The sequence below is a fragment of the Roseovarius sp. CH_XMU1461 genome (assembly GCF_037027165.1).
Lineage (GTDB): Bacteria > Pseudomonadota > Alphaproteobacteria > Rhodobacterales > Rhodobacteraceae > Roseovarius > Roseovarius nubinhibens.
Genome location: NZ_JAYMDV010000001.1, coordinates 767,057 through 778,407 on the forward strand (window position 1 = coordinate 767,057; position 11,351 = coordinate 778,407).

Sequence of the window (11,351 nt, forward strand, 5' to 3'; positions counted from 1 at the left end):
AAACTCAGGTCAGCCGCGACCGCTGTTCGCCCGGCGACACCCCAAAGGACCCGCGATAGACCCGCGCGAAATGGGTGACGGATTTGAACCCCGCCGCCATCGCCACCTCAGTCACGCTGCATTCGCTCTGGATGAGCAGGTTGCGCGCCTTGTTGAGCCGCAGTTCGAGGTAATATTTGCTCGGCGAACAGTTGAGATAACGCCCAAAGAGCCGCTCGAGCTGCCGCGTCGAAATCCCCACTTCACCCGCGATATCGGACGTATGACGCGGGTCCTCGATCGCCTCGCCCATCAGGCCAATCGCCCGCGCCAGATGCGGGTTGCGCATCCCGTGCCGCGCCTGAAGCGACGCCTTCTGCTCGGCGCTGGCCTCGCGCACCCCGCTATAGACCATCTGATCGGCAATCTCATTGGCCAGCCCCTGCCCATGGGTCTCGCCAATGAGATGCAGGATAAGATCGGCCGGCGCGGTGCCCCCCGAAGCGGTGATGAATTTCTCATCCGCCACAAAGACATTGCGCACCACCGACACATCGGGAAACTCTTCCATGAAACTGTCGTGATATTCCCAATGCACCGCCGCGCGACAGCCATCGAGAAACCCGGCATGGGCGAGCACATAGGCCGCCGAACACATGCCCCCGATCCGCGCCCCATGCGACCGCTCGCGGCGCAGCGCATTGATCAGGCCGGGGGTGATATGTTTCCAGGTGTTGAGCCCCGACATCACAAAGAGCCGGTCGGATTTCACCCGATCCTCGAAACTGTAATCGACGATGCTGGTGACCCCGTTCGAGGCGCGCACCGTTTCGCCATTCTCTGACGCGAGCTTCCATTCATAGAGAGGCTTGCCGCTCAGATGATTGGCCAGCCGCAAGGGCTCGACCGCGCAGGAGAACGGCATATGGGTGAAATCTTCGATCAGATAGAAGAGATAGGATTCCGTCTTGGTCATCGCCCGGGGACCTCGGCCTTGCGCGCTTGGTGGACAGTTCTGTACAGTCCGCGCGCGAAAACGCAAAGAAAAAATGTCGCTCCATTTATCCTTACGCGCAGGCCCGGAACAAGGCCGCAGCCCGCCGGGCCAGCGCCTGCCCGTCCCGGCGGGCTGGCGCTTTGGCCAATCTCGCGCGTTCAGGCCAAGTCGGAGGAAAGAGGAGGGATAAAACGCCTCACCGAGATCGCGGGATGCGCCACCCCACGGGCAGGCGCCGCCCCTCTCCCCCAGACATAAAAAACGCCCCGGCATCCCACCGGGGCGTACGCTTCATCCGTATCGCGCGGTGCTTACTCCGCCGCCTCGGCATACTCCTCCATCGGCGGGCAGGTGCAGACGAGGTTCCGGTCGCCATAGACATTGTCCACCCGGTTCACCGGCGGCCAATATTTGTCGACCCGGAACGCCCCGGCCGGGAAACAGGCCTGTTCGCGGCTATAGGGCCGATCCCAGTCGCCCACCAGATCCTCGACCGTATGCGGCGCGTGTTTGAGCGGGTTGTTCGCCGCGTCGATCCGGCCCTCCTCGATGTCGCGGATCTCCTCGCGGATCGCCAGCATCGCATCGCAGAACCGGTCGAGCTCGGCCTTGGTCTCGCTCTCGGTCGGCTCGACCATCAGCGTGCCGGGCACCGGAAAGGACATGGTCGGCGCGTGGAACCCATTGTCGATAAGACGCTTAGCAATGTCATCGACCGTGACGCCCGCGCTCTCTTCAAAGGGCCGCGTGTCGATGATGCACTCATGCGCCACCCGGTCATTGCGCCCGCGATAGAGCACCTCATAGGCCCCTTCGAGCCGCTTCGCGATATAGTTCGCGTTGAGGATCGCCACCCGCGTCGCCTGGGTGAGACCTTCGCCCCCCATCAACAGCGTATAGGCCCAGCTGATCGGCAGGATCGACGGCGAGCCGAACGGCGCCGCCGACACCGGCCCTTCGCCGCCCCCGGTCGAGGGATGCCCCGGCAGATAGGGCGCCAGATGCGCCTTGACGCCAATCGGCCCCATGCCGGGACCACCGCCGCCATGCGGGATGCAGAAGGTCTTGTGCAGGTTGAGATGGCTCACATCGCCGCCAATATCGCCGGGCCGGGCAAGCCCCACCATGGCGTTCATATTGGCCCCGTCGATATAGACCTGACCGCCATGCTCATGGGTGATCGCGGTGATCTCCTTCACATGCTCTTCGAACACGCCATGGGTCGACGGATAGGTGATCATCGTGCCGGCCAGCGTCTCGGCATATTGCTCGGCCTTGGCGCGGAAATCGGCAAGGTCGATATCCCCGGTCTCGGCGGATTTGACCGGCACCACTTTCCAGCCCACCATCTGCGCGCTCGCCGGGTTGGTGCCATGGGCCGACATCGGAATGAGGCAGACATTGCGATGCCCCTCGCCCTGCGCCCGGTGATAGGCGGCAATGGTCAAGAGACCGGCATATTCGCCCTGCGCCCCCGAATTGGGCTGCATCGAGATCGCGTCATAGCCGGTGATCTCGCAGAGCTTGGCGCTCAGATCGTCGATCATCACCTTATAGCCCTCGGCCTGATCGACCGGGCAATAGGGGTGCAGCCGCGAAAACTCGCGCCAGCTCACCGGCATCATTTCGGCGGCCGAGTTGAGCTTCATCGTGCAACTGCCAAGCGGGATCATCGCCCGGTCCAGCGCCAGATCGCGATCCGCCAGCCGCCGCATATAGCGCATCATCTCGGTTTCCGCCCGGTTCATGTGGAAAATCGGATGGGTAAGATAGGCGCTGGTCCGGTGCATGTTTTCCGGCACGCGGTATTCGGGGGTGAAATCCTCATCCGCCCGGGTGATGCCAAAGGCCCGCCAGACCGCTTCGATATTCTTCGGCCGCGTCGCCTCGTCGAGCGAAATCCCGACCCGGCTCTCGCCGACACGACGCAGGTTGATCCCCTCGTCCACCGCCGATTTCAGAACCGCCGCCTGCAGCGGCCCGACATCCACGGTGATCGTGTCAAAGAACACCTGCGGATCGACCTTGAACCCCGCCTCTTCGAGCCCCTTGGCCAGCCGCACCGTCTTGCGATGGATGCGCTGCGCAATGGCCTTGAGCCCCTTCGGCCCGTGGAACACCGCATACATCGACGCCATCACCGCCAAGAGCGCCTGCGCCGTACAGACGTTCGACATCGCCTTCTCGCGGCGGATATGCTGCTCGCGGGTCTGCAACGACAGCCGATAGGCGCGGTTGCCATGGGCGTCGATACTGACCCCGATGATCCGCCCCGGCATCGACCGCTTATAGGCATCCTTGCAGGCCATATAGGCCGCGTGCGGCCCGCCATAGCCCATCGGCACGCCAAACCGCTGGGTCGAGCCGACGGCAATATCCGCCCCCATCTCGCCCGGCTCCTTGAGCAGGGTGAGCGCCAGCGGATCCGCCGACATCACCGCAATCGCCTTATGCTCATGCAGGGCCGCGATGTGATCGGTGAAATCGCGCACATGACCATAGGTGCCCGGATATTGGAAAATCGCGCCGAACACTTCGGACGCCTCCATCTTGTCCGGGTTGCCGACGATCACCTCGATGCCGAGCGGCTCGGCCCGTGTCTGGATCACCGCGATATTCTGCGGATGACAGTCGCGGTCGACGAAAAACGCCTTGGCCTTCGATTTCGACACCCGCTGCGCCATGGTCATCGCCTCGGCACAGGCCGTCGCCTCGTCGAGCAGCGAGGCATTCGCCACCTCAAGCCCGGTGAGATCGGAAATCATCGTCTGGAAGTTCAAGAGCGCCTCGAGCCGCCCCTGGCTGATCTCCGGCTGATAGGGCGTATAGGCCGTGTACCACGCCGGGTTCTCGAGGATGTTGCGCTGGATCGCGGGCGGCGTCACCGTCCCGTAATAGCCCTGACCGATCATGTTCACCATGACCTTGTTCTTCGACGCGGTAAGCCGCATGAAATGCATAAGCTCGCGCTCGGACTTGGGCTTGCCGAAATTGAGAGGCACCTCCTGCCGGATGGATTTCGGCACGGTCTGATCGATCAGATCGTCGAGATCCCCGGCTCCCACCACCTGCAGCATCTCCTGCATTTCCTCGGGCGACGGCCCGATATGGCGGCGGTTGGCGAAATCATAAGGAAGATAGTCGGTGGGTTCGAATGCCATGACGGACTCCGGTCTGCGGACGGGGGCCTTATGGCCCGCACCGCCCTGAAAACTCTTGAGAGAGCGGGGCCACGACTGCGGCCCCGCCAGCGGGATCAGCCGATAAAGGCCTTGTAGGCGGCTTCATCCATCATGTCGTCCATCTGCGACGGGTCCGACGCCTTGATCTTGAAGAACCACGCATCGCCCAGCGGATCGTCATTGACCTTGGCCGGCTCATCGGCGAGCACGCTGTTCACCTCGACGATCTCGCCATCGATGGGGGCGAGGATATCCGATGCCGCCTTGACGGATTCGATCACCACGACCTCGTCATCCTTGGCCACTTCGGTGCCTTCCTCGGGCAGCTCGACAAAGACCACATCGCCAAGCTGCTCTGCCGCATGCTCGGTGATGCCGACGACGATAAGCCCGTCTTCCTCGCGCAGCCATTCATGTTCTTCTGTGAATTTCATCTTGGGGTCTCCCTCGTTGGATCAGCGTTTGAAATTGGCCGGGGTAAAGGGCAGCGCCGCGACCGTGACGGGCTGTCGCTTGCCGCGCACATCGCCAAAGAGCTGCGTACCCTCTGCGCTGACATCTTTGGGCACATAGCCCATCGACATCGGCGCTTCGATTGTGGGGCCGAATGCGCCCGACGTCACGCGCCCAATTGGCGTGCCGCCCTCGGCCTCGGCATAAAGTTCGGTGCCCTCGCGCATCGGCGCCCGCCCCTCGGGGCGAAGCCCGACCCGATGCCGCGCCGCGCCATCAGAGAGCTCGGCCAGAATACGGTCCGCCCCCGGAAAGCCACCTTCCCGCGCGCCACCCGCGCGGCGCAGCTTCTGGATGGCCCAGGTGAGACGCGCCTCGACCGGGCTCGTCTCTTCGTCAATGTCATGCCCATAAAGGCACAGCCCCGCCTCGAGCCGCAGACTGTCCCGCGCCCCAAGCCCGATCGGCTCCACCGCCTCATGGCTGAGCAGCGCCCGGGCAAATTCCTCGGCCTCGCTCTCGGGCACCGAAATCTCGTAACCATCCTCGCCGGTATAGCCCGAGCGCGAAATCCACAGCTCGCCGAACTCCGACGCCATGATCGCCACATCCATGAACCGCATATCCGCCACGCCCGGCACCAGCGCCTCGAGCACCGCCTCGGCCTTCGGCCCCTGCAGCGCCAGCAGCGCGCGGTCGCTGATCTCTTCGACCTCACAGCCGCTCAGATGGGCGCGCATATGGGCAATATCGGCCTCCTTGCAGGCCGCATTCACCACCACAAAGAGATGATCGCCGCGATTGGCGAGCATCAGATCATCCATGATCCCGCCCGCCTCATTGGTGAAAAACCCGTAACGCTGCCGCCCAGAGGCCAGCCCCGCGACATCCACCGGCACCAGGCTCTCGAGCGCCAGCGCCGCCGCCTCGACCCCATCGGGATGGCGCAGGATCACCTGCCCCATATGGCTCACATCAAAAAGCCCCGCCTCGGCGCGGCAATGCAGATGTTCCTTCATCACACCGAGCTTGTATTGCACCGGCATGTCATAGCCCGCGAAAGGCACCATCTTGGCGCCCAGCTCGCGGTGCAATGCGTTCAATGGGGTGACCCGCAGATCGCTCATGGCATTCTCCCAACCTCTGGCCGGGGCGATGTTCCTTGTGGGAAATCAGACCGGCACCGTTCTCGCGCCCGGTCCTACGACCTGCGCCACGATGCCCCCTCTGTCCTTTCGCCTGAGATCGCTATCCCTTCGGCGGCGCGGGCTGATCCGCGCACTCTCCAGAGTTCCTCGATATCGAAGCGGTCCTTTGGCCTGAGAGTTTCCGGGGCGGTTGCTCCTTCGGCACCGGCATGGCCGGTTCTCCCGTTTCGATATCTGTATGCTTTAGTATGCGGGCCGAGTCGCGGCAAGTGATTTTCCGAGGCAGCTCCCCCCTCTCACCGCGCCCCCAGCGTCGCGCCGCCATCAATGACCAATGTTTCCATGGTGATATGCCGCGCCAGATCCGACAGCAGGAAAAGCGTAAGATCGGCCACATCCTCGGGCGCCGCCACCCGGCCCAGCGGAATGCCGAGCCGCCACAGATCCGGGTCGCCTTTTATGAGGCGCTCCGGTTCGGCAGCATAGCTCGTGGCCCCGGAGGCGAGCATCGGCGTGTCCGTCGTCCCCGGCGCCACCACATTCGCCCGAATGCCATGCTGCGCCAGCTCGAGCCCCAGCGACCTTGTGGCATGGCCGATCCCCGCCTTGGACGCAGGATAGCTGCCGAGCCCCATGCGCGGCGTCGTGCCCGAGTTCGACCCGATGGTGACAATGCTGCCGCCCGCCCCGCCGGCGATCATCCGCAGCGCCACCTCGCGCAGCACCAAAAGCGTCGCGGTAAAGTTGATCTCGATCACCTCGCGGATGTCCTCTTCGCTAGAGGTAAGCAGCGACACAGGCCGCAAAATCCCCGCCGCCGCCACGTGATAGCGCAGCGGCCCATGGGCATTTTCCGCACTGTCGAGATACTGTCGCAATACCGACAGGTTACCGATGTCGCATTCTGCCTCGAAAACCCGATCTTTCGGCACGCCCGCCTCCTCAGAGAGACCCGCCAATTTGCCCCCGTTGCGCCCCAGAGCCATCACCGTGGCCCCCGCTCCGAGCAGCCTGAGCGCGATGCTCCGCCCGATCCCCTGCCCCGCTCCCGTGACCAATGCCAGCCCGCTGAGTTCCATATCCGCCCCCCTGATTTTCGGCCAATCTGAACGGTCGCAAGCCCCCCCTGTCAAGCTTGCATTGCCGCCCCGCAGCGGCGACAAGAGGCCATGACAGAACAGCAGCTTTCCGACCATCACGCCTATTTCTTCGGCTATGGCAGCCTAGTGAACCGGGCCACCCATCACTTCTCCGACGCCCATCGCGCCCAGCTCCGCGGCTGGCGCAGATCCTGGGTCCCCACGACCCTGCGCGAGGTGGCCTTCCTGACCGTAACCCCTGATGAACATTGTGAAATTGACGGGCTGATCGCCGCCGTCCCGGCCGATGACTGGGCCGCGTTGGACGAACGCGAACGCGCCTATGACCGCATTCCGGCGAGCCATCAGGTCGCCCATGACCTGACCCATGCGGCCGAGATCGCTGTCTATTCCGTGCCCACCCGCAACGCCCGCGCGACGGGCGAGACAAGCATTCTGCTAAGCTATCTCGATGTGGTGGTGCAGGGCTATCTGACCGAGTTCGGCGAGGCCGGCGTGGCGCGGTTTTTCGCGACCACCGATGGCTGGGACACGCCCATCCTCGACGACCGCGCCGCGCCGCTCTACCCGCGCCATCAACTGCTGACCCCGGCCGAACGCGCCCTGACCGATCATCACCTCGCCACGCTCAACGCCCGGCTGATCGCCTAGCCCCGCGCCCGGATCACCTGCAACAGCGGCAAAAACTGCGCCATATCCGGCCCATGCGCTTGCCCTGTCAACGCCTTGCGCAGCGGCATGAACAGCCCCCGCCCCTTGCGCCCGGTGGCCTCTTTGACGGCGCTCGTCCACTGACCCCAGGTCTCGGCATCGAACGGGCCTTCGGGCAGTAACCCCATGGCTTGGCTGACAAATTCCCGGTCCTCGTCGTCGATCACCGGCTCGGCCCCGTCGCGGCAAAGCCCCCACCACGCATCGAGATCCTTGAGCGTGGTGATGTTCTCGCGGGTCACCGCCCAGAACTGCGGCGCGAGCTCTTCGGGCACGCCCGTGGCCAACACCGTCTCGCGCACCGTCTCATAGGGCAGCGACTGCAAATGCCGCGCGGTCAGCGGATAGAGATCCTCGGCATCGAACTTGGTCGGCGCCGAACCAAAGCGCGAAATGTCGAACCCTTCGACCAACTCACCAAGCTCCGCCCGAACCTCGACCGGATCGGACGATCCCAGACGCGCCATCAGGCTCAACAGCGCCATCGGCTCGACCCCAGCCGCCCGCAGATCGCGCAGCGACAACGTCCCAAGACGCTTCGACAGCGACTCGCCCTGCGGCCCGGTGAGCAGCGAGTGATGCGCAAACTGCGGCACCGAGCCACCGAGCGCCTCGATGATCTGGATCTGCGTCGCCGTGTTGGTCACATGGTCCGACCCGCGCACCACATGGGTCACGCCCATCTCGGTGTCATCCACCACCGAGGCCAGCGTATAGAGAACCTGCCCATCGCCCCGGATCAGCACCGGGTCACTAACGCTCGCCGCGTCGATGGAAATATCGCCAAGGATGCCATCGGTCCACTCGATCCGCTCCTGGTCGAGCTTGAACCGCCAGACACCATTGCCCCGCTCGGCCCGCAGCGCCGATTTCTCGTCTTCCGACAGCGCGAGCGCGGCGCGGTCATAGACCGGCGGCTTGCCCATGTTGAGCTGTTTCTTGCGCTTGAGGTCGAGCTCGGTCGGCGTCTCGAACGCCTCGTAGAACCGCCCCATCTCGCGCAGCTTATCCGCCGCCTCGGCATAGCGGTCGAGCCGCTCGGACTGCCGCTCGACCCGGTCCCAGGTCAGACCCAGCCACTCGAGGTCCTGCTTGATCGCGTCGACATATTCCTCCTTCGACCGCTCCGGGTCGGTGTCGTCGATCCGCAGGATGAACGTCCCGCCCGATTTGCGGGCGATGAGATAGTTCATCAACGCGGTGCGCAGGTTGCCCACATGGATATAGCCGGTGGGCGACGGGGCGAAACGGGTGACGGTCATGACAGATGCTCCAATGCTTGCGCGGGCTTTGTCACAGCTCGGGTGATTTGTCCAGAAATGGCGGCCCTGCCGTGGGGCAAGGGGCCTCTTTCTGGTGACAAATACCCATCTCTGAGACTGGCCCCAAACGAAAAGGGGCCGCCCGAAGGCGACCCCGATCATCCAACAGGATGGCGTGACTTACATCATGCCGCCCATGCCGCCCATGTCGGGCATGCCGCCACCGGCGCCTGCGCCTTCCTTGGCGGGCTTGTCCGCGACCATCGCTTCGGTGGTGATCAGCAGGCCAGCAACCGAAGACGCATCTTCGAGCGCGGTGCGCACCACTTTGGCGGGGTCGATGACGCCGAACTTGAACATGTCGCCATATTCTTCGGTCTGAGCGTTGAAGCCAAAGCTCAGGTCCGAGCTTTCGCGGACCTTGCCGGCAACCACGGCACCGTCAACACCGGCGTTCTCGGCGATCTGACGCAGCGGCGCTTCGATGGCGCGACGCACGATGGCGATACCAGCGTTCTGGTCGGCATTGGCGCCTTCCAGACCGTCGAGCGATTTGCCGGCCTGAACCAGAGCAACACCACCACCCACAACAACGCCCTCTTGGACGGCTGCGCGGGTTGCGTTCAGAGCGTCATCAACACGGTCTTTGCGCTCTTTCACTTCGACTTCGGTCATGCCGCCGACGCGGATCACGGCAACACCGCCGGCCAGTTTGGCCACGCGCTCTTGCAGCTTTTCACGGTCGTAGTCGCTGGTGGTTTCTTCGATCTGGTTGCGGATCTGAGCGACGCGCGCTTCGATCTCGGCCTTCTCGCCGGCACCGTCAACGATGGTGGTCTCGTCTTTGGTGATCTGGATTTTCTTGGCCGTGCCAAGCATGTCCATGGTCACCGACTCGAGCTTCATGCCGAGATCTTCCGAGATCACCTGACCACCGGTCAGGATCGCGATGTCCTGCAGCATGGCCTTGCGACGATCGCCAAAGCCCGGAGCTTTGACAGCAGCGATTTTCAGGCCGCCGCGCAGCTTGTTGACCACGAGGGTCGCCAGCGCTTCGCCTTCCACGTCTTCTGCGATGATCAGCAACGGCTTTTGAGACTGGATCACTTGCTCGAGCAGCGGAACCATCGGCTGCAGCGACGAGAGTTTCTTCTCGTGCAGCAGGATCATGCAGTCTTCGAGTTCTGCAGTCATCTTGTCGGCGTTTGTCACGAAATATGGCGACAGGTAGCCACGGTCGAACTGCATGCCTTCGACGACATCGGTCTCGGTCTCGAGGCCTTTGTTCTCTTCGACGGTGATCACGCCTTCGTTGCCGACTTTTTGCATCGCGTCGGCGATTTGACGGCCGATTTCAGCTTCGCCGTTGGCGGAGATGGTGCCGACCTGCGCGACTTCGTCGCTGTCGGTCACGTCGCGGGCCGCAGCTTTGATCGCCGCGACGACTTTCGAGGTCGCCATGTCGATGCCGCGCTTGAGGTCCATCGGGTTCAGACCAGCTGCAACCTGCTTGAGACCTTCCTTGACGATGGCTTGCGCCAGAACCGTCGCGGTGGTGGTGCCGTCGCCGGCCTCGTCATTGGTGCGCGAGGCGACTTCTTTCACCATTTGCGCGCCCATGTTCTCGAACTTGTCTTCCAGTTCGATTTCCTTGGCAACCGACACACCATCTTTGGTGATGCGCGGGGCGCCAAAGCTCTTGTCGAGCACAACGTTACGGCCTTTGGGGCCGAGGGTGACCTTGACCGCATCGGCCAGGATGTTCACGCCGCGCAGCATTTTGTTGCGGGCATCGGTATCGAATTTGACGTCTTTAGCAGCCATATCTCGATTTCCTTCGAATTAGCGTTTCAATTGGTGCGCGGTCCAGCCCCGCACCGGAGAGGCGGTGATCAGGCCATTACGCCCAGAATGTCGCTCTCTTTCATGATCAGCAGCTCTTCGCCGTCGATCGTGATCTCGGTGCCCGACCATTTGCCGAACAGCACGCGATCACCGGCTTTTACAGCCATCTCGATCAGCTCGCCGCTGTCTTTGCGGGCGCCGTCGCCACAAGCAACAACTTCGCCTTCGCTGGGTTTTTCCTTGGCGCTGTCGGGGATGATCAGCCCGCCAGAAGTTTTCTCTTCGCTTTCAACGCGGCGAACAAGCACGCGGTCATGCAGCGGTTTAAATGCCATCTTCGAGGCTCCTTAGGCTCAAAGTTACTCCCTATGGCCCGGATCCGGGCCGTTAGCACTCAGTCCCTCCGAGTGCTAACGGCGTATAGCTAGGGAGTCCGCAAATGTGAGTCAACAGAGTTCGCATGAATTTTTGGCGTCAATTCGCACGAGGCCCTCAGGCGGGGTCCACGTGGCCCGGATGTTCCACCGGAGAAGTTTGGCGAATCGCTCGGCCAGGCAATGACCGCCGCGAGGAGGCCACTGATCAACTGTCGTCCGGCCCAGCAGCGGGAGACAACCCACTGCCGTTCCAGCACACCGAATATCCCGCCAAACCACACGATAGGAACGGCGTTA

9 protein-coding genes and 1 riboswitch are annotated in these 11,351 nt (G+C 63.2%); of the genes, 1 reads left to right on the plus strand and 8 read right to left on the minus strand.

Annotated elements, in window-relative coordinates:
- Window positions 1–4: 4 nt before the first annotated feature.
- The 5 genes from WA237_RS03655 to WA237_RS03675 form a co-directional block, all read right to left on the minus strand.
- Window positions 5–955 carry a GlxA family transcriptional regulator gene (locus WA237_RS03655; protein ID WP_336096719.1) on the minus strand — a complete coding sequence of 317 codons (951 nt, stop codon included), beginning with the start codon at window positions 953–955 and terminating at the stop codon, window positions 5–7.
- A gap of 332 nt (window positions 956–1,287) precedes the next feature.
- Entirely contained in the window at window positions 1,288–4,137 is a 2,850-nt protein-coding gene (gene gcvP / locus WA237_RS03660) for an aminomethyl-transferring glycine dehydrogenase (RefSeq protein WP_336096720.1), read from the minus strand.
- 95 nt (window positions 4,138–4,232) lie between these two features.
- Window positions 4,233–4,592: a glycine cleavage system protein GcvH gene (gene gcvH, locus WA237_RS03665; protein WP_009813170.1), complete on the minus strand. Its 360-nt coding sequence runs from the start codon at window positions 4,590–4,592 to the stop codon at window positions 4,233–4,235.
- Between the two features lie 21 nt (window positions 4,593–4,613).
- Complete coding sequence (gene gcvT, locus WA237_RS03670) at window positions 4,614–5,738, minus strand: glycine cleavage system aminomethyltransferase GcvT (RefSeq protein WP_336096721.1); 1,125 nt, start codon at window positions 5,736–5,738, stop codon at window positions 4,614–4,616.
- A 170-nt stretch (window positions 5,739–5,908) separates the two neighbouring features.
- A riboswitch (glycine riboswitch) is annotated at window positions 5,909–5,994 on the minus strand.
- A gap of 61 nt (window positions 5,995–6,055) precedes the next feature.
- The gene (locus WA237_RS03675) at window positions 6,056–6,838 is read right to left on the minus strand and encodes an SDR family oxidoreductase (protein WP_336096722.1); all 783 of its coding nucleotides are present in this window, start codon (window positions 6,836–6,838) and stop codon (window positions 6,056–6,058) included.
- Window positions 6,839–6,928: 90 nt separating this feature from the next.
- On the opposite strand from WA237_RS03675, the gene WA237_RS03680 reads away from it, so the two are divergent.
- On the plus strand, window positions 6,929–7,510 hold the full coding sequence (locus tag WA237_RS03680) for a gamma-glutamylcyclotransferase family protein (RefSeq protein WP_336096723.1): 582 nt from the start codon (window positions 6,929–6,931) through the stop codon (window positions 7,508–7,510).
- On the opposite strand, the gene gltX is transcribed toward WA237_RS03680, so the two are convergent.
- From gltX to WA237_RS03695, 3 genes are all read right to left on the minus strand, one after another.
- Window positions 7,507–8,832 carry a glutamate--tRNA ligase gene (gene gltX, locus WA237_RS03685; RefSeq protein ID WP_336096724.1) on the minus strand — a complete coding sequence of 442 codons (1,326 nt, stop codon included), beginning with the start codon at window positions 8,830–8,832 and terminating at the stop codon, window positions 7,507–7,509. The two genes, WA237_RS03680 and gltX, sit on opposite strands and share 4 nt — an antisense overlap.
- Window positions 8,833–9,012: 180 nt before the next feature.
- On the minus strand, window positions 9,013–10,656 hold the full coding sequence (gene groL / locus WA237_RS03690; RefSeq protein ID WP_336096725.1) for a chaperonin GroEL: 1,644 nt from the start codon (window positions 10,654–10,656) through the stop codon (window positions 9,013–9,015).
- 68 nt (window positions 10,657–10,724) lie between these two features.
- A complete protein-coding gene (locus WA237_RS03695) occupies window positions 10,725–11,012 on the minus strand; it encodes a co-chaperone GroES (protein ID WP_009813176.1) in 288 nt (95 codons plus the stop codon).
- Window positions 11,013–11,351: the final 339 nt, after the last annotated feature.

Coding starts and splice junctions, on each gene's coding strand:
- WA237_RS03655 (WP_336096719.1), bottom strand. CDS start 955: ATGACCAAGACGGAATCCTATCTCTTCTATCTGATCGAAGATTTCACC.
- gcvP (WP_336096720.1), bottom strand. CDS start 4,137: ATGGCATTCGAACCCACCGACTATCTTCCTTATGATTTCGCCAACCGC.
- gcvH (WP_009813170.1), bottom strand. CDS start 4,592: ATGAAATTCACAGAAGAACATGAATGGCTGCGCGAGGAAGACGGGCTT.
- gcvT (WP_336096721.1), bottom strand. CDS start 5,738: ATGAGCGATCTGCGGGTCACCCCATTGAACGCATTGCACCGCGAGCTG.
- WA237_RS03675 (WP_336096722.1), bottom strand. CDS start 6,838: ATGGAACTCAGCGGGCTGGCATTGGTCACGGGAGCGGGGCAGGGGATC.
- WA237_RS03680 (WP_336096723.1), top strand. CDS start 6,929: ATGACAGAACAGCAGCTTTCCGACCATCACGCCTATTTCTTCGGCTAT.
- gltX (WP_336096724.1), bottom strand. CDS start 8,832: ATGACCGTCACCCGTTTCGCCCCGTCGCCCACCGGCTATATCCATGTG.
- groL (WP_336096725.1), bottom strand. CDS start 10,656: ATGGCTGCTAAAGACGTCAAATTCGATACCGATGCCCGCAACAAAATG.
- WA237_RS03695 (WP_009813176.1), bottom strand. CDS start 11,012: ATGGCATTTAAACCGCTGCATGACCGCGTGCTTGTTCGCCGCGTTGAA.